This window comes from Pseudomonas sp. ICMP 460 (genome assembly GCF_002723595.1).
Lineage (GTDB): Bacteria > Pseudomonadota > Gammaproteobacteria > Pseudomonadales > Pseudomonadaceae > Aquipseudomonas > Aquipseudomonas kitaguniensis.
Map to the genome: position 1 here is coordinate 1 of NZ_LKBR01000042.1, position 18,938 is coordinate 18,938.

The 18,938-nt window shown below is 59.9% G+C and carries 14 protein-coding genes; 12 read left to right on the forward strand and 2 right to left on the reverse strand.

The annotated features are described in order from the left end of the window. Nucleotides 1-437 precede the first annotated feature (437 nt). The gene (locus AO240_RS22390) at nt 438-1,067 is read right to left on the reverse strand and encodes a DNA-3-methyladenine glycosylase I (RefSeq protein WP_099239321.1); all 630 of its coding nucleotides are present in this window, start codon (nt 1,065-1,067) and stop codon (nt 438-440) included. A gap of 240 nt (nt 1,068-1,307) precedes the next feature. Here AO240_RS22390 and AO240_RS22395 point away from each other — a divergent pair, with 240 nt between their 5' ends. Next, the gene (locus tag AO240_RS22395; RefSeq protein ID WP_099239323.1) at nt 1,308-1,808 is read left to right on the forward strand and encodes a DUF4822 domain-containing protein; all 501 of its coding nucleotides are present in this window, start codon (nt 1,308-1,310) and stop codon (nt 1,806-1,808) included. A 54-nt stretch (nt 1,809-1,862) separates the two neighbouring features. Then, nucleotides 1,863-2,303, forward strand: coding sequence for a hypothetical protein (locus AO240_RS22400; RefSeq protein ID WP_099239325.1), 441 nt, complete (start codon nt 1,863-1,865; stop codon nt 2,301-2,303). 109 nt (nt 2,304-2,412) lie between these two features. On the opposite strand, the gene AO240_RS22405 is transcribed toward AO240_RS22400, so the two are convergent. Then, the gene (locus AO240_RS22405; protein WP_099239327.1) at nt 2,413-7,284 is read right to left on the reverse strand and encodes an NAD-glutamate dehydrogenase; all 4,872 of its coding nucleotides are present in this window, start codon (nt 7,282-7,284) and stop codon (nt 2,413-2,415) included. Nucleotides 7,285-7,789: 505 nt separating this feature from the next. Between AO240_RS22405 and AO240_RS22410 the strand changes: the two genes are divergently transcribed. The 10 genes from AO240_RS22410 to AO240_RS22455 all read left to right on the forward strand — a co-directional run bounded on the left by AO240_RS22410 (nt 7,790) and on the right by AO240_RS22455 (nt 18,806). Continuing rightward, on the forward strand, nt 7,790-9,538 hold the full coding sequence (locus AO240_RS22410; protein WP_099239329.1) for a dermonecrotic toxin domain-containing protein: 1,749 nt from the start codon (nt 7,790-7,792) through the stop codon (nt 9,536-9,538). 120 nt (nt 9,539-9,658) lie between these two features. Further along, nucleotides 9,659-10,012: a hypothetical protein gene (locus AO240_RS22415; RefSeq protein WP_099239331.1), complete on the forward strand. Its 354-nt coding sequence runs from the start codon at nt 9,659-9,661 to the stop codon at nt 10,010-10,012. Nucleotides 10,013-10,341: 329 nt separating this feature from the next. Continuing rightward, nucleotides 10,342-11,301 carry a MoxR family ATPase gene (locus tag AO240_RS22420; RefSeq protein ID WP_016780594.1) on the forward strand — a complete coding sequence of 320 codons (960 nt, stop codon included), beginning with the start codon at nt 10,342-10,344 and terminating at the stop codon, nt 11,299-11,301. A gap of 5 nt (nt 11,302-11,306) precedes the next feature. Further along, nucleotides 11,307-12,239, forward strand: a complete 933-nt coding sequence (locus AO240_RS22425; RefSeq protein WP_099239333.1) for a DUF58 domain-containing protein — start codon at nt 11,307-11,309, stop codon at nt 12,237-12,239. After that, the gene (locus AO240_RS22430) at nt 12,236-12,730 is read left to right on the forward strand and encodes a DUF4381 domain-containing protein (RefSeq protein WP_058411236.1); all 495 of its coding nucleotides are present in this window, start codon (nt 12,236-12,238) and stop codon (nt 12,728-12,730) included. The genes AO240_RS22425 and AO240_RS22430 overlap by 4 nt, the downstream gene beginning before the upstream one ends. Beyond that, complete coding sequence (locus AO240_RS22435; protein ID WP_099239335.1) at nt 12,723-13,811, forward strand: VWA domain-containing protein; 1,089 nt, start codon at nt 12,723-12,725, stop codon at nt 13,809-13,811. Before AO240_RS22430 ends, AO240_RS22435 begins: the two co-directional genes overlap by 8 nt. Next, complete coding sequence (locus AO240_RS22440; RefSeq protein ID WP_099239337.1) at nt 13,808-15,547, forward strand: tetratricopeptide repeat protein; 1,740 nt, start codon at nt 13,808-13,810, stop codon at nt 15,545-15,547. The genes AO240_RS22435 and AO240_RS22440 overlap by 4 nt, the downstream gene beginning before the upstream one ends. Further along, nucleotides 15,544-17,184: a BatD family protein gene (locus AO240_RS22445; protein WP_099239339.1), complete on the forward strand. Its 1,641-nt coding sequence runs from the start codon at nt 15,544-15,546 to the stop codon at nt 17,182-17,184. Before AO240_RS22440 ends, AO240_RS22445 begins: the two co-directional genes overlap by 4 nt. Before the next feature lie 615 nt (nt 17,185-17,799). Continuing rightward, the gene (locus AO240_RS22450) at nt 17,800-18,099 is read left to right on the forward strand and encodes a DUF6124 family protein (protein WP_256586030.1); all 300 of its coding nucleotides are present in this window, start codon (nt 17,800-17,802) and stop codon (nt 18,097-18,099) included. A gap of 407 nt (nt 18,100-18,506) precedes the next feature. Then, complete coding sequence (locus AO240_RS22455; RefSeq protein ID WP_177445855.1) at nt 18,507-18,806, forward strand: DUF6124 family protein; 300 nt, start codon at nt 18,507-18,509, stop codon at nt 18,804-18,806. The last annotated feature ends 132 nt before the right edge of the window (nt 18,807-18,938 follow it).

Below are 18,938 nucleotides of genomic sequence, written 5' to 3' on the forward strand. Positions count from 1 at the left end.
GACTGACACACCGCTATCGGGAGCAAGCCCCCTCCCACAGAGGCAGCGTTCATCCAGATGTTGTTGCGACGGGCAAACGCAAATACCGCAGCCAATACAGATCAAAATGTGGGAGGGGGCTTGCTCCCGATAGCGCTAGCCCGGTCGGCTTTTGCATTGACTGACACACCGCTATCGGGAGCAAGCCCCCTCCCACTGAGGCAGCGTTCATCCAGATGTTGTTGCGACAGGCAAACGCAAATACCACAGCCAATACAGATCAAAATGAGGGAAGGGGCTTGCTCCTACCGAGGCAGCGTTCATCCAAATGTTGTTGCGACAGGCAAACGCAAATACCGCAGCCAATAAAGATCAAAATGTGGGAGGGGGCTTGCTCCCGATAGCGCTAGCCCGGTCGGCTGATCCACTGGCTGGCCCAGCGCTGGTTTGGCTGAGCGTCATGGGCGAGAAAATTGCTGGCGGAGCCTGTCGATTCGCAGGCGACAACAGCAGCCTTCAAGATGGTCGTTGACCATACCCGTCGCCTGCATCAGCGCGTACATGGTGGTCGGGCCGACGTAGCTCCAGCCGCGCTTCTTCAAGGCTTTGGACAATCGCACAGAGGCCGGTGACGTCGGGTTGCCGGTCCAATAGGCCATATCCACCAAGGCTGGGCGCTCGTCCTCAGCGGGCTCAAACGCCCAAAGCCAGCGCGCCAGTGAGCCGGTTTCATCCACCAGCTCACACGCCCTGCGTGCGTTATTGATCGTAGAGACGATTTTCGCGCGGTTGCGCACGATGCCCGGGTCTTGCATCAACCGTTCAATATCGGCCTCGCCAAATTGTGCGACCTTGCGAAAATCAAAGCCCGCAAAGGCCACCCGAAACTGCTCGCGCTTGCGCAGAATGGTGATCCACGCCATGCCCGCCTGAAACCCTTCCAGGCAAATCTTTTCGTACAACCGAATATCATCCGCCACCGGCACGCCCCATTCGTGGTCGTGGTAGCGCAGGTACTCAGGCGCAGCCGTACGCCAAGCGCAGTACGTCAGCCCTGTTGGGTCGGTGGTCAATCCTGGCTGATCCATGCATCACCTCGCGTGTCAGGCGACGGATGATAAGCGATTAAAATTCCAACCCGCCATTGGAAATCAAAATATTCAAGAAGAAGCCTACATGAGTATCAGAACTTACTTTCATCCAAGTTCTATATTCAGCCTGACATTCGCGTAACTGTTTCAGAAAGATACGTAGCCATTGAGAAATTGAAACTATCCCAACTAATATCTTTACGCACTTATAAAAAATAACAACGCCAGGAGTTGGAAATGCGAAGACTCACTATTATGGTTGCCGGGCTCTTGATATCGGGAGTATTCAGCCTGCCCAACAGTTACGCGACGCCCGTTGCGCCGGAACCGGACATTTATGCGCTGGCCTCTTCCCAGCAATGGCTGACCACCAAGGTGTATGTCGAAGGGGCGCCCGAGACGGACGTCAAGGCGAATTACCCCGGCGTGGTAGGCATATCGATGTGGGACCCACAGCGCAACCGCTATGAATTTTTCTACACCGATACCGGGCTTTCGAAACACGCGAATGGCGGCGGCGGCTACTTTCTGGTCACCGGCGACAAGAAAATGCACATACTGGTCCCCGACATAGGGCCGAACAGAACCATTGTCAGAAGGCTCGAAAAACTTGATAACAGCGAATTCACCTACTCTCGCGAAGTACCTCGCGACATGGTAGCCAACCAACCACTCGTGCGCATTTATGTCGTGCACGCGCCTTATGACGGCCCGATAAAAACCACCCTTTCAAACTGATTAAAAACGCCCAAACCGCCGATTAAAAAACAATAACGACTAAGGTACATGAAGATGAATATTTACGCCTGCGCCAAGTCACTTTTAATACCGCTCGTGCTGAGCCTTCTGCTGCCCGCCACCGTCAGCGCACAGACCGCCGCCGCCCCAGCAAAAAATGTCGCCGCCACCGCTGATAACGCCGTCATGTTGACGGTCTTTCTTAAACACGATCAATCGCGGCCACTGGGCGCGCTGAAAACCCAGCTTGCCCAGCAAGCGTTTCACAAAGTATTCCCGCCTGCAGGGGTTGAAGTGGTGAGTTGGAACATCACCATGGGCATCGGGCAGGTCGTGGTGTTGCGGCTGCCTGCATCGCGCCTGGCAGAAGTAAATCTTGCGATAGAAAACACCGCCTGGGGCGTTTACCAAACGGAATTCTTTCCAACCTACGATTTCATGGCCATAGCACAAGCCGAGCAGAACAAGGCGCGCCAGGCAGGTACCGCCGAATAATGTGGCCTTCACCACGCCCTCATTGCAGGCGTGGTGGCAGGTAATAAACAGCGCCCCAACAAAAAGCCCCCGCATCTCACGATACGGGGGCTTTCGTTTTACCGAGGGATCAAGCCGGTTGCAGCAGTACCGACTGACCACTCAACGCCAGGTCCAGCAACTCGCGGTTGGCAACCGCGTACATGGCGTAGTCCGTGCCGACGGCGGCGCGGATTTCTACCATCATCGCGCGCCAGCGATCAGCCATGTCCTGGTGCTGTTCAAGCCACAGGGCAACGCGGGCTTCCATGTCGTGTGGCGCGTCGGCCATTTGCAGCACAGAGATGGTGATCGCACGTTGCTGCCAGTCCACGTCGTCGCGGAAGGCCTCGCGGGCTTGGGCCTGCCAGTTGTTGGCCACCGGCAAATCGCTGATCTGCTGCAGGTACCACGGCAGGTCCAGGGCGCTGCCGACGGCGAAGTAGGCCTTGGCCACTTCGGCGGCGTCATGCCCGGTCACGTCGGCGGCCTCGATGATCGGCAACAAGGTGTACAGGTGATTCGTCCCTGCAACCATGCGTGCCAACAACTCCGGTACACCCGCTTCGGTGTAAGCCTGGTAACGGGTCTGCCAGCCTTCGCGGGTCGGACCTTCGAGCAGTTCGTCGAGCTTGAGGCCCAACGCGGCCAGGTGCGGACCGAAGTGCGCGGTGTCACGGCCAGCATCTTGCTCGTTGCGACGGCTGCGCAAGAACCAGCGCGTAGCGCGACGGCCGAGGCGCATCAGCTCGTCCATCAGTTCCAGTTGCACGTCGGCCGACACCTGGTGGTCCAGGGCTTCGATCTGACGGAACCAATGCGGGAGATGGAAAATGTCACGCACGATCACATAAGCGCCCGCCACGTTCGCCGGGCTCATGCCGGTCGACTCTTTGAGTCGCTGCACGAAGGTGATGCCCATGTGGTTGACCAGGTCGTTGGCGATCTGGGTGCTGACGATCTCACGCTTCAGACGGTGGCGACGCATCGCCTCGCCGAACTTGGCCACCAGGCTCGGTGGGAACGCGGTCTCCATGTCACGGGTCAGGTACTCGTCATCCGGCACCTGCGACTTGAGCAAGGCTTCCTTGAGGTCAATTTTGCTGTAGGAGATCAACACCGACAGCTCTGGACGCGTCAGGCCCTTGCCCAAGCCAGCGCGCTCGCTGAGCTGCTCCTCGGTCGGCAGGTACTCGATGGCGCGGTCCAGCTTGCCGCGGCCTTCCAGGTCGCTCATCAGGCGTTTGTACTCGGCAGCACGCTCGTAGGCACGGCGCGCGGCCAGGGACAGGGCCTGGGTTTGCTTGTAGTTGTTGCCCAACACCAAGTGACCGACTTCGTCGGTCATGCTCGCCAGCAACTGGTTGCGTTGCTTGTCGGTCATGTCACCGGCCTGCACCACTTCGTTGAGCAGGATCTTGATGTTCACTTCGTGGTCGGAGCAATCCACGCCACCGGCGTTGTCGATGAAGTCAGTGTTGGAACCGCCGCCATTCAGGCCGAATTCCACACGCCCCAACTGGGTCATGCCGAGGTTACCGCCCTCGCCCACTACCTTGCAGCGCAGCTCGTTGCCATTCACGCGCAACGCGTCGTTGGCCTTGTCGCCCACGTCGGCGTGGCTTTCAGTGCTGGCCTTGACGTACGTACCGATACCGCCGTTCCACAACAGGTCTACCGGCGCCTTGAGCAAGGCGTTCAGCAGTTCGGTCGGGGTCAGCTTGTCGGCCTTGATGTCGAAGCGCTCTTTCATCTGTGGCGAAATGGCGATGCTTTTCGCGCTGCGCGAGAAGATACCGCCGCCTTCAGACATGATGCTGGCGTCGTAGTCGGTCCACGCCGAACGCGGCAACTCGAACATGCGCTGGCGCTCGACGAAGCTGGTCGCCGGGTTGGGGTTTGGGTCGATAAAGATATGCAGGTGGTTGAAGGCCGCGACCAGTTGCAGCTTGTCGGACATCAACAGGCCGTTACCGAACACGTCACCGGCCATATCACCCACGCCGACCACGGTAATGTTGTCTTCCTGCACGTTGATGCCGCGCTCACGGAAGTGACGCTGCACACCGACCCACGCGCCCTTGGCGGTGATGCCCATTTTCTTGTGGTCGTAACCGGCGGAACCACCGGAGGCAAACGCATCGCCCAGCCAGAAGCCGTAGTCGATGGCGATGCCGTTGGCGATGTCGGAGAAGGTCGCAGTGCCTTTGTCCGCAGCCACCACCAGGTACGGGTCATCGTCGTCATGGCGCACGACGTTGGCCGGTGGCACCAGCGCGCCGTCCTTGAGGTTGTCGGTGATGTCCAACAGGCCGGAAATGAAGATGCGGTAGCAGGCGATGCCCTCGGCCGCGATCTCGTCCCGGGTGCCGCCCAACGGCAGGCGACGCGGCAGGAAGCCGCCCTTGGCGCCCACCGGCACGATCACCGAGTTCTTCACTTGCTGGGCTTTTACCAGGCCGAGCACTTCGGTGCGGAAGTCTTCTTCACGGTCGGACCAACGCAGGCCACCACGCGCCACGTTGCCAAAGCGCAGGTGCACGCCTTCGACACGCGGCGAGTAAACGAAGATTTCAAATTTTGGCACCGGCTTCGGCAATTCAGGAATCGCGTGCGGGTTAAATTTGAAACTGAAGTACGACTTGTTCTGGCCGTTGGCATCCGCCTGGTAGAAGTTGGTGCGCAAGGTCGCTTTGATCAGGTCCAGGTAACGACGCAGGATACGGTCTTCGTTAAGCACCTGAACATCGTCCAGGGCCGTAACGATGGCTTGTTCCAGGCGTTGCTGCTTGTCTTCCAGGTCATCGGCGCTGAGCTTGCGCGCAAGGTAGAAGCGGGTTTTGAACAACCGGGTCAACTCGCGGGCGATGTCGGTGTGGTTGTTCAAGGTGCTGGCGATGTAACCCAAGTCGAAGCCCAGGCGAATCTGCTTCAAGTAACGCGCATACGCACGCAGCAGCGCAACGTCGCGCCATGGCAGCCCGGCGGTCAGCACCAAGCGGTTGAACGCATCGTTTTCGGCGTCGCCGTGAACAATGTGCACAAACGCGTCTTGCAGCGTGTCGTTGAGCTGTTGGATGTCCAGGTTCACGCCTTCGGCGGCGATGAACGCAAAATCATGAATCCAGAACTCACGGCCATTCGCGTGGCGCAGGCGGTACGGGAACTCACCCAGCACGCGCAGGCCGAGGTTTTCCAGGATCGGCAGCACGTCGGACAGCGCCAGCGGCGTATCGGCGTGGTAAAGCTTGCAATGCAGCTCGCGCTGGCCCGAGACCTGGCCCAACGGCTGATAGAAGCTCATCACCAGCGGGTTGGCTTCGGTGAGGCTATTGAGGTGCTGCATGTCGACCACGGCCGAATGCGCCGCGAAACGCTCGCGGTAACCGGCCGGGAAGCCTTTCGGGAAGTCGGCCAGCACGTTGGTGCCATGCGCTTCGCCAAAGCTTTCGATGACCAGGCTGGAATAGTCGTCCTGCCAGCTGCGGCAAGCCTGTATCACTTCTTTTTCCAGTTGCAGCGTGTCGATGTCCAGGCGGTTCTTCGGGTCCACCCGCAGAATCAGCTGCACACGGGCCAGCACCGATTCCGAGAAGAACGTCCAGAATTCGCAGTCCGAGGCTTTCAGGCGATCCATCAGCACTTGCTGGATTTTCTGGCGTACTTCGGTGGAGTAGATGTCGCGCGGCACGTAGGCCAGGCAGTAGCAGAAACGACCGTACGGGTCTTTGCGCAGGAACACGCGGATCTTGTTGCGCTCCTGGATCTGCACGATCGACATCACCGTGCTGAACAGCTCGTCAACCGGGGTCTGGAACAGGTCATCGCGCGGCAGCACTTCAACGACTTGAGCAAGCTCCTTACCCAGGTGAGCCTTGGACTGAAAGCCCGACCGGCGTTCAATTTCGGCCACTTTACGGCGGATGTAAGGGATCACGCGCACGCTTTCGCCGTACACCGAGGAGGTGTAGAGGCCCATGAAACGGCATTCCTTGATGACTTTGCCGTCGGCGTCAATCTGGCGGATCGAAACGTAGTCCGGGTAAGCCGGGCGATGCACGCGGCTTGGGTGCGCAGCCTTGGCGAACGACAGCACAACCGGCTCGTTCAGGTAGGCCACCGCGTAGTCTTCGATGCGCAGGTCTTCAGCGGTGAGGCCGGCGCGCAGCAGCTTGGTCAGGCCGAGGAACGAATCGGCGTCATATTCGATATGACCGCCATCCGCCTCGTCACGTACCACAAATTCTTCATAACCGAGGAAGGTGAAGTGGTTGCCCACCAGCCATTCCAGGAAGTTTTTGATCTCGGCTTTTTCTTCACCGTCGATCACGAACTGGCTGGCGTCGACACCGGCCAGCAGCTCCTGGACCTTGGCTTTCATCGGTTCGAAATCGGCCACGGCCACACGCACTTCGCCAAGCACCTGCTCAAGCTCTTTGCTCAGCACGTGCAGTTCGGCGGCATTCGCGCAGCGGTCGATTTCCAGGTACATCAGCGATTCTTGCTGGATGCCTTCGCCCTGAGTGCCTTTGGCGAGGATTTCCAGCAGCTCGCCCTTGCTGCCACGGCGCACGCTGAGCACGGTGGTTTGCAGGGTATGGATGCTGTAGCCACGACGGTTCAGCTCGGTACGTACCGAGTCCACCAGAAATGGCAGGTCATGGTGCAGCACTTCGACCGCGGTGTGGGTCGACTGCCAGCCATGACGTTCGTAATCGGGGTTGTAGACGCGCACTTGCGGTTGGGTGTGATCAAAGCGCTCAAGCAGGCGCCAGGCAGACAACGTGCAACCGGCCAGGTCGGAAAGGCGACGCTGGGTCAGTTCGTCCAGGGAAATGATGCCGAAAAATTGTTCAGCGAACAGCGCCACTTGTGGCAGTGCCTGTTCACTGATGTGCTGCGCCAGTGCCGCTTGCAGTTGGTGCTGAAAGTCGGCCTTGCTGGCTGCGGTGAAGAACGCCATCTGTGGTACTCCGCTTGGGCTTGTTATTGATGGAAGCGTCGCGCGTTATCCCCTCGCGGGGAAGACCGTCAGCGCTGTTCGTCGTAGCGATAGGGCTAACCATAAACGAATCAGGGTGACAGGTGGGTGAAGCTGGACAAGACAATCAGGTCACATCGGATGCGCCGCTCGCCAGGCGACGAAACGACGGGCAGGTCAGAGTCCTGCGAGAGTGCACCCATCGACCAGCTTAACGATTTTGGGAAGACGGCTGCTTTCCGCACGGCGACATATTCGGTCAAGGGCAGGCAGTACGCAGAGCGCGCGTCTTGGCCCGACGCCATGCAATGAAGCGTGATAGTTCTACGCCATCAACACGATAGTTTTTTTTGATGGAGTGCACTCGACCGCGCTCACCAATCAAGAGTACATCGAACAAGCAGCCTGAGCCCCTGGCTCGGCCGCGAGCTTTGATGCTGAGACTTTTCCCAGGGACGGCACACCTTTAGTCAAGTGAGCCCTAAACATGAGCATCTCTGCTGCATACACCACGCCCAGCTTCATTCCAACGTCGCCCGCAGACTCAACCCTTGGGGCCTCCGGGGCAACTTACGATGCGCCTGCCCTCGCCGTTTCGTCGCCACCCCCTCAGAAAAGTAACGGGCGCGACAATCCAAGGTGGGCGGCACAATACGAGACGTGGAAAAAACGCAGTTTCGGGAAACCCGCGACGTGGAAAGACGCGCATATTCCGGCGCACCTCAAAGTCTTTCGCGAGCATGACAAAACAGTTCAGTCCGACGCCGGAATAAAAGCCTACTCAAGCATGAATTTTGTTTCCATGCCGCAAACGAGAGAGAGCACGCGCCAGCAGATAAAAACCTATTACAAAGAAAACAAGGGGCTGGATATAGACCCCGATAAAACCTATCTCATGACATTCGCCTACAACGAGCGGGGCCACACACCGCCTTATCCTGGAACGGTGGTCAGTAAAATATCCTTGACGGATGCCGCCATTAAAAACATGCAGGATACTCCGGGCCACAAGGCCTTGCCGATTCACTCGTTCAATAAATATGAGGCGACACCACCGCCAATTGAACTGGTGGAAAGCATGACCATCGGGTATTCACGCAGCTCTGGCCGTCACGCGTACCAAAACAGTCCGACTGCGCTGCACACCCAACAATACGAGGGCATTTACTTCGAGCCCCCCGCAGAAGAAGTCTACGACGCGTCCAATCAAGTACCGCTCGACCCTAAATCATTCCGTAAATACGTGTGGGACACGAGTTTTAACACGGCCTATAAAGCCGGGCTGGATAGCTTCTGGAGCGCCAATAAAGATACGTACACCACCCTGGCCAAGATGGCCTTTACGACGGCCGCAGAAAAACAGTATACGGAGGGTTCGCTCAGCCCGGAAGGCCGCGACATGGCAACGAAAGTGGCCAACATCCCGGCAGGTATAGCCCTTGATTCGTTGACGGCAAGCGACTTCCAACATGCCTTTTCTCAAGACCTTGGCCTGCAAGTAAAAGAACTGACCTTTGAGGGGCGCGTCGCTTCGGGCATTTTTTATATCACCGATAAAACGACACAAAAAACCCTGCTTTACATGACGGGTAATTCCTCACCGCTCCACGAGTTCGATAGCCCTAAAATGATGCGAAAGTGGTTGACTGACAGCATGTCGGACGGGCCCAAGCGCCTGCAGTTTGCCGAGTACTTCAAGCTTCATGATCGCGTCGACAATGTTTGGGAAGCAGGTATTGATACTCACCTCGAAAAAACCGGCCTGTTCTCCAGCCAACACACTGACTGGCTGGAGAACAGGCCGTTTGGCGGTAACAGCCTTGAAGGCGACCCCTTCAAAAGTCTGCAGGCGCGCGTAGAAAAATATACCTATCAAAATGCGGACTCGACCTATGTCAGCAATGCTGACAACAAAAAAAAGACGGTGCTCAAAGAACTTAAAAGCGTTTCTAAATCGTTAATTATATTGGCCCCTGTAGGATTGGCGGTGCCCGAGGTGGGTATCGCGATGCTACTGCTCAATCTGGGTATCGCCGCAACAGAAACAGGCCTGGGTATTGATGACCTTAAAAAACGCCGACCGGGCGCGGCAAATCGCATTACTTTTGGGGCTTTCAATGCTATCGCCGTAATTGCCAAAGAAAGCGCTGGCCGATTAATTGCCCCTTTGGTGAAACCCGCCATAGAATCCGGAATTCTACCGAAGGTCATACCACAAATTAACCCGCCGCTTTAAGCCTGGCGCTGTTCGATCTATAAAACCGTGCACTTTTCTACGGGGTGTTCTGCTTCACGCAGTAAAAAGCCATAATAGCCAACGCCAGGCCCGATCCGCCCTTTTTACATAGGCTCCCTTATGAAATTGACCACCGCGCACTTGATCGTCAACCCTTGCGATGACGAAGAAGACAACATGGCCATGCTCTGCTGCCACGGCAACAACGACGAGATGTTCATGCTGTCGCGTTACCCTGATGAAGACGACGTGGATCTGATCTGGGACTACAACGATCCGGTGCCCGTTGAAGGGCTGAAGGTCACGCTGAGTGACACCACGTTGCTGATCGAGTTGGCGGCGGGCGATGCTGATGCACTGGGCGGCAACGACCAACTTGCGATTACCCACAGCACCGCCGCGTCGGACCTGGCTGAAGTTGAGCAAACCCTGCAGAACATCCTTAAAGGTACCGGTACGTTCATCCGAATTTAAATCCCGTGTAAGAGCCGCGCCTTGTGTGGGAGCCGGGCTTGTGTGGGAGCGGGCTTGCTCGCGATGGCGGTGTGTCTGATCAGTAGTTTTCAACTGACACACCGCCATCGCGAGCAAGCCCGCTCCCACAGTTGACTGCATTCGGCCTGGAGCATCAACACAGCACGCTTGCACAGGATTTGTGCGCTATACACAAAATTCCTACAAGTTTTCCTAAAAATACCCGCCGCGCCGTTAGTCGCCACCCCCCGCGATGCATTAAAGTAGGCCCCCCAGGTCTGGCGTCGGTTGTTCGACGCCACGGCTCACCTCTCCAGGAACCGTCATCGATGGAACATCGTGAAGCGCTGCTCGCGCTGCGAACTTTTCTTTCTACGCAGATTCTCGGCCAGGAAAAACTCATCGATCGCCTGCTGATCGCGCTGCTCGCCGACGGCCATATGCTGGTAGAAGGTGCACCGGGCCTGGCCAAGACCAAGGCCATCAAAGAGTTGGCCGAAGGCATTGAAGCGCAGTTCCATCGTATCCAGTTCACCCCCGACCTGTTGCCCGCCGACATCACCGGCACTGAAATCTATCGCCCGGAAACCGGCAGCTTCGTGTTTCAACAAGGCCCGATCTTCCACAACCTGGTGCTGGCGGACGAAATCAACCGCGCTCCGGCCAAGGTGCAGTCGGCGTTGCTTGAGGCGATGGCCGAGCGCCAGGTCAGCGTGGGGCGCAGCACCTACGAGCTGTCACCGCTGTTTTTGGTAATGGCCACGCAAAACCCCATCGAGCAAGAAGGCACTTACCCGCTGCCCGAAGCGCAGCTCGACCGTTTCCTGATGCACGTCAAAATCGGTTTTCCGGACGCCGCCGTCGAACGGCGCATCCTGCAACAGGCGCGTGGCGAAGCGCTCAACGGTGAAACCAAGCCCGAGCGCCGCGTCAGCCAGCAAGCGATTTTCGCCGCGCGCAAGGAAATCCTCGGCCTGTACATGGCCGATGCGGTGGAGGAATACCTGGTGCAACTGGTGATGGCCACGCGCACCCCCGGCAAGTTCGACCCGGAAATGGCCGAGTGGATCGCCTACGGCGCCAGCCCACGCGGCTCCATCGCCCTCGACCGCTGCGCGCGTGCGCATGCCTGGCTTGCCGGGCGTGACTTTGTGAGCCCTGAAGATATTCAGGCGGTGCTGTTCGACGTGCTGCGCCATCGCATCATTTTGTCGTTTGAAGCCGAAGCGGCCGGCATTGACCAGGACCGCGTGGTGCAGCGCATTCTCGACGTCGTTGCCGTCGCTTGAACCCCATGAATGTCAGCGATGGAATACGCGTCACGCTCAGCGAACTGATTGAGATGCGCCACCGCGTGCGCGAGGTGCAGCTGTTTTCGACGCCGAGCCAGCGCAGCCCGTTGATTGGCCTGCACCACTCCAAGCTGCGCGGGCGCGGTGTGGATTTCGACCAGGTGCGCGTGTACCAGGCCGGCGACGACGTGCGCACCATCGACTGGCGCGTCACCGCGCGTACGCAAGAGCCGCACACCAAGCTGTTCCATGAAGAACGCGAGCGGCCGATTTTCATCATGGTTGAGCAAAGCTGCCGGCTGTTTTTCGGCTCCGGCCAGATGTTCAAGTCGGTGCTGGCGGCGCAAGCCGCCAGCCTTATCGGCTGGGCCGCGCTGGGGCATAACGACCGCGTTGGCGGGCTGGTGTTTGGCGACAGCGAGCATTACGAAATCAAGCCTCGGCGCAGCAAGCAAAGCCTGCTGCAATTGCTTAACCGGCTGGTGCGCGTCAACCAGAGCCTGAACACCGAACGCCGCCCGGAAGCCGACGCCTTGGGCATGGCGCTGCGCCGTGGCCGCGAAGTGCTGCGCCCAGGCAGCCTGGTGATTGTGATCTGTGATGAACGCGCGCTGACCGAAGGTGCCGAGCAACAACTGAGCCTGTTGTCACGCCATTGCGACCTGTTGTTGCTGCCGATCTCTGACCCGCTGGACCATGCCCTGCCCGCCGCCGGGTTGCTGCGGTTTGCCGAACGCGGCGCACAGATCGAGCTGGATACGCTGAACTTCGATTTGCGCCAAGCCTACAAAGCACAGGCCGAGGCGCGCATCGCCCGCTGGGAACTGCTGGCACAAAAACTGCGCATACTGCTGATGCCCTTGAGCACCCAGAGCGAAATGGTCGAGCAACTGCGCCACTACCTCAACCCGCAACGCCCGGTTAAAAAACAATGAGCGGCCTTGAGCAACTGCAACCGCTGATCGCCCCACCGGCGATCGGTTTCTGGCCGCCTGCGCCGGGGTGGTGGCTGTTGCTGCTGGTGATTCCGCTGCTCGGCTGGGGGCTGTGGTGGTTGCGCCGTTTTCTGCCCACGCGCCGCCCGCTGGCCCGCGCCGAACAACCGCTGGACCCGCTGCGCATCGCCGCGCTGGCCGAACTTGCGCTGATGCCCAAACCCTACGACGGCGCCCCCGCCGGTGCCTGGCTGCAACAGCTCAATGGCCTGCTTAAACGCCTATGCCGCAATGACTACCCCTACAGCCAGAGCCACACACTGAACGGCCGCAAATGGCTGGCGTTTCTCGACAACCGCTGCCCCGCCGCCGGTTTGACACGCTGGATGGTGTTGGTCGAAGGTGCCTACAAACCGGAATGCAAACTCGATGACAAAGCCATCGCCGGCCTGACGCAAGCCGTCGACACCTGGATTCGCAAGCATGTTTGAGTTCGCCTGGCCGTGGATCTTCGCCCTGTTGCCATTGCCCTGGTTGATGCGGCTTATCTTGCCGGTGGCCGACAGTGGCGAGCCTGCATTAAAGGTCAGCTACCTGGCCGACCTCGAAGGCCTGGCGCGCCGCCGCGCACGCGTCAACCTGCCGGGCTGGCGCCAGCAAGCGCCGTTTGTGGTGCTGTGGTTGCTGCTGTTAACCGCCGCCGCACGCCCGGAATGGCTCGGCGAACCGCTGCCGATTGCAGCCAGTGGCCGCGATTTGCTGGTGGCGGTGGACGTGTCCGGCTCCATGGACTTCCCCGACATGCGCTGGCAAAACGACGACGTCAGCCGCCTGAGCCTGGTGCAGCATTTACTCGGGGATTTCCTTGAAAGCCGCGAAGGCGACCGCGTCGGCCTGATCCTGTTCGGCAGCCAGGCGTACCTGCAAGCGCCGTTGACCTTCGACCGGCGCACCGTGCGCACCTGGCTGGATGAAGCGCGCATCGGCATTGCCGGCAAAAACACGGCCATCGGCGATGCGATCGGCCTGGCCTTGAAACGCCTGCGCCAGCGCCCGGCGCAAAGCCGCGTGCTGATTCTGGTCACCGACGGCGCCAACAACGCAGGCCAAATCGACCCGCTGACCGCCGCACGCCTGGCCGCTGAGGAAGGCGTAAAAATTTACCCGATCGGCATCGGCGCCGACCCCGAGCAAACCGGCTCGCTGGGTATCCTCGGCGTCAACCCGAGCCTGGACCTGGACGAACCCGCGCTCAAGGCCATCGCCGAGGCCACCGGCGGCCGCTACTTCCGTGCGCGCGACGGCGAAGAATTAAACAGCATCAAGCACACCCTCGACCTGCTTGAGCCGGTAGCGCAACAGCCCACCCAGGCCCGCCCGGCACAGGCGCTGTACAGCGCGCCGTTAGCGCTGGCGTTGATCCTGAGCATGTTGCTGGTGGTGCAGGAGCGCTGGCCGAATAACGCGCTGCAACGCGCCTTTAACAAAATCTCGACCCAGGGCATTTTCCTGCAACAGCACCCGCAATGGCGCCAACGCCTCAAACGCCTGCGTTTGCGGAGGCGCCGATGATCGACCTATGGCCGCATTGGTTCCGCCCTTGGTGGCTGCTGCTGTTGCCGCTGCTGGGCTGGCTGCTCTGGCAGTTGTGGCACCGGCAAAAACGCGCCGGGCGTTGGCAGATGATTCTGCCGCCGGCGTTTCATGCGGTGCTGCTCAGTGGCGGCAGTGGGCGCGAGAGCAAATCGCCGTGGGTGCTGCTCGGTATCGCCTGGCTGTTGGCGGTGCTGGCCTTGCTCGGGCCTGGTTGGCAAAGGGTTGAGCAGTCCAGCCAGAAACCCGCCGACCCGCTGGTGGTTTTGCTCGAGTTAACCCCGGAAATGCTCGCCACCGACAGCCCGCCCAATCGCCTGGAGCAAGCGCGGCGCAAGCTCTATGACTTGCTGCAAGCACGCGCCGATGCGCCGACCGCGATTGTCGTGTATGCCGGCAGCGCCCACACGCTGGTGCCGCTGTCGGACGATTTGGCAACCAGTCGCAACCTGCTGGAAGCCCTGCGCCCCTCGATCATGCCCGAACCCGGCCATCGCGCCGACCTGGCGGTGGTGAAGGCGATGAGTTTGCTCAAGCAAGCAGGCCTTGGCCAGGGGCGCCTGCTGCTGGTCGGCTCGTCGCTGTCGAAACAGGAACGCCAAGGCATCCGCCTGCTGTTGCAAGGTGCCCAAGCGCCGAGCTTGTCGATACTCGGCATCGGCAGCCGCGAAGGCACGCCCGTCACCCAAGAGAGCGGCGAGTTCCTCAAGGACGACCAGGGCGCGATCCTGGTGCCACGCCTCGACAGCCCGACGCTCAAGGCCTTCGCCAACGAAATGGGTGGGCGTTACCGTGCCGCGCGCCTGGACGACAAGGACTTGCGCCAGCTCAGCCTGCTCGATGGCCCGCAAAACCTGCGCAACGACGGCCAACTGCTGCACCTCGACACGTGGGCTGACCAGGGTTACTGGCTTCTGCTGCCGCTGTTGTTGCTGGTCGCCTGTGCCGGGCGCCGCGGTTGGCTGTTCTGCCTGCCGCTGCTGTTGTTGGGCGCGCCGCAACCGAGTTACGCGTTTGAACTGCAGGACCTGTGGCTGCGCCCCGACCAGCAAGGCCAATACTTGCTCAAGCACAAGCGCCCGGCACAAGCCGCCGAGCGTTTTGAAGACCCGCAATGGCAAGGCGTCGCACTCTTTGAGGCGGGCAACTATGCCGAAGCGATCAAGCGTTTCGCGCAAAGTGATGACGCCTATTCCCATTACAATCGCGGCAATGCACTGGCCCGGTCCGGCGAACTGGAAGCGGCCATCGACGCCTATGAACAGGCGCTGGAAGCCCAGCCTGACCTGCAACCGGCGCTGAAAAACAAAGCCCTGGTGGAAAGCCTGATGCAGCAAAAAGCCCAGACGGCCCCCGCCAAGCCTGCAAAAAACGAGGATGACGAAACCACCCAACCCGGCCAAACTGCGCAACCGGGCGAAACAGGGCAAAGTGCCACAGGTGCCGAGCAATCGCCCCAGGGCCAAGGCGAAACCAGCACCGGCGACACCCAAACCGGCGCCACGCGTAAAGCCGGCGGCAACGAAGTACCGGGCAGCGAGTTGGGCGATGAACACACCACCACCCCGCCGCTGCGCCCGGCAGATGCAAGCATTGACGGTGAACGTCGCCAGGCCCTGGAGCAATGGCTGCGGGAGATCCCGGACAACCCCGGCGAGCTGCTGCGCCGAAAATTCTGGTACGAACAGCAACAACATCAGGACAAGACTCGATGAGCCGCCGCACCACCCTTCTGCTCTTGCTCGCGTTAACGGCAGGCCACGCCCAGGCGGCGAACCTGGCTGCCAGCGTCGACCGCAGCCGCCTCAATTCCGGGGAGACGGTGGAACTGACGGTCGAGTCCAGCGACGTCACGCAGTTCGGCAAGCCTGACCTGTCGCCGCTGGATGCGCAGTTCGAGGTCAGCGGCACCCGCCAGATCAACCAGCTCACCACGCTGGGTGACGATAACCGCGCCACCACGCGCTGGATCATCACCCTGCTGCCCAAGGAAAACGGCACTGTGGTGATCCCTGCGCTGCAAGTGGGCGACCTGAAAACCCAGCCGATCAGCCTGCAAGTGGTCGAAACCGCGAGCCAGAACACCAGCGCCGAACTGGCCCCGGTGTTTGTCGAGACCAAACTCGACCAAAGCAGCGTGTACGTGCAAGCCCAGGCCCTGTTGACCGTGCGCGTGTATCACTCGGTGTCGCTGTATGACGACAGTAGCCTGACACCGCTGCAGATTCCCGATGCACGCATCGAACAGCTGGGCGAGTCGCGCACCTACGAAAAAGTCATCAACAGCATTCGCCATGGCGTGATCGAAACCCGCTATGCGATTTACCCGCAGCACAGCGGCGCCTTGTTGATACCGGCGCAGACCTTCAGCGCCACGCTGGTGGAAGCGCGTCCGCCTCAGGAAAACACCCTGCAAGGCACCAAGCCGGGCAAGTTGATCCACGTAAGCTCGGCGCAGCTACCGCTTGAGGTCAAGCCCAAACCGGCGTTGTACCCGGCTGACACACCCTGGTTACCGGCACGTAGCCTGAGCTTGACCGAAAGCTGGAACCCAACGCCTGAGCATGTGCAAGTCGGCGACTCGCTGACCCGCAGCCTCACGGTCAAGGCCGAGGGCTTGTCCAGCGCGCAACTGCCGGCCCTGCCCAGCAGCGACATCAATGGCCTGCGCCGCTACCCGGACCAGCCGGTGCTCGGCAACCAGAACAGCGACCGCGGCCTGGTCAGCAGTCGTGAAGACCGCGAAGCCCTGGTGCCGACCCGCGCCGGCGAGGTGGAATTGCCGGCCGTGGAAGTGGTGTGGTGGAACACCCACGAAGACCACCTTGAGCGCACCAGCCTGCCGGCGCGCACCCTGCAAGTGGCCACCAACCCAAGCCTGGTGGTGGACACGCCCGCCATGCCGACTGTGATCACCGCACCCGACGACGAGCGCCTGTGGCTGTGGCAACTGAGTACGCTGATGTTCGCTTGCACCACGCTATTAGGCTTCGGCCTGTGGTGGCGTGCACGCCGGCAACCGGCGGTACAACGCGCCGCGCAAACCGGCCCGAGCCCGCGCAGCTTGCTCGACGACCTCAAGCGCGCAACGCAAGCCAACGACCCGCAGGCTACGCGCCAGGCACTCGACGCCTGGGCGCGGCAACAGCCGGACACCCTGGCCGAGATGGCCGCGCGGTTTGTGCCGTTGTCGGATGCGCTGGATGGGCTGAACGGTGCGCTGTACAGCGAGAGCGGCCATTTCTGGCTGGGTGAGGAATTGTGGCGCGCGGTGAAGGCGATTCCGATGGCCGAGCGTGAGCAAGACCCGGCGACTGATACCACCAGTTTGCCGCCGCTGTACCCGAAGTAACCCCCAAAATGATCGTTCCCATGCTCTAAGCCGAACTCGGTCAAACTGTGGGAGGGGGCTTGCTCCCGATGGCGGTGGGTCAGTTAATTCATGTATCAACTGTGAAACTGCTATCGGGAGCAAGCCCCTTCCCACAAAAAGCAAAAGCAGAAAAGCCAAAGCCCTCGCAGACCGAGCACTCGACTGCCTGCACACCGCCTAACCCCTGTGGGAGCGGGCTTGCTCGCGATTGCAGCGGGTCAGTCAATACAGTTGTCGACTGGCACAACGCCATCGGGAGCAAGCCCCCTCCCACATTTGGTTCGCAGTGTTAAAGGCCAGCAAGCCATATCTCTTTAACTTGCAGGAAGTTTCCTAGACAATCATTCGGCCTTGCGCCTGCTCACTTCACTGGCTAGCCTTCGCTCCGTCGCTGCATATCAGCGATCGGGTGTGGAAACTCGGGAGTTAGTAGGCGCCATGATCGTATGCAAACGCTCAATGGCGGCTGTACGCGGGCAGACTTTGGTCTGGCTGGGTCCTACTCCCCGGTTTCCACCCCGCGTATGGCTGCCACCTAATTCGTCGTGTGGAAACGACACCAGGTGGCTCCTCCACTGAGTAGGAGCTTTACACATGAACAAAATCGTCCCAGATCCGCCCCGCTCTGCCCCCGACCGCGAAATGTTTGAGCGCGCTCTGAGCCATTATCTGCAACCCGACTCACCGCCGTCTTTCACCGTGCATCAAGACCTCAGCTTCGAAGATGCCCTCGCACAAATCTGCGACCTGTTGCGCTGCGCAGCCGCCACCGCAGCTTGCGCCACTCAAAGTTTGATCGGCGATCAACGCCACATCGCCGGCGCCACCGAACACCTGATCGACAAAGCCAAAATCCTCGCAGACCGAGCACTCGACTGCCTGCACACCGCATAACCCTGTAGGAGCGGGCTTGCTCGCGATAGCAGCGGGTCAGTCAATACAGTTGTCGACTGGCGCACCGCCATCGGGAGCAAGCCCCCTCCCACATTTGGTTCGCAGTATTAAAGGCCAGCAAGCCGTATCTCTTTAACTTGCAGGAAGTTTCCTAGACAATCATTCGGCCTTGCGCCTGCTCACTTCACTGGCTAGCCTTCGCTCCGTCGCTGCATATCAGCGATCGGGTGTGAGATCCCGTGAACGACAGGCGCCATGAGCTACATGCTCTATGGCGGCTGTGTGCGGGCAGACTTCGGTCTGGCCGGATCCTGTTCACCGGTATCTCACCCCGCACATAGCTGCCACCTTTTTTGACGTGTGAGATCGGCAAAAGAATGGCGCCCAACCGAGCAGGTACTTCATTCATGAACAAAATCGTCCCAGACCCACCCCACACTGCCCCCGACCGCGAAATGTTTGAGCGTGCTCTGAGCCACTATCTGCAACCCGACTCACCGCCATCTTTCACCGTGCATAAAGACCTCAGCTTCGAAGATGCCCTCGCACAAATCTGCGACCTGTTGCGCTGCGCAGCCGCCACCGCAGCTTGCGCCACTCAAAGTTTGATCGGCGATCAACGCCACATCGCCAGCGCCACCGAACACCTGATCGACAAAGCCAAAACCCTCGCAGACCGAGCACTCGACTGCCTGCACACCGCATAACCCTGTGGGAGCGGGCTTGAACTGGCCTAATGATCCCGGACACCTCTTAAGGGCGATATGATTCGCCCAATCAGGAGGTTCCATGCAAGAACGAAAGACCTACACCCGCGAGTTCAAGCAACGTGCTGCAAG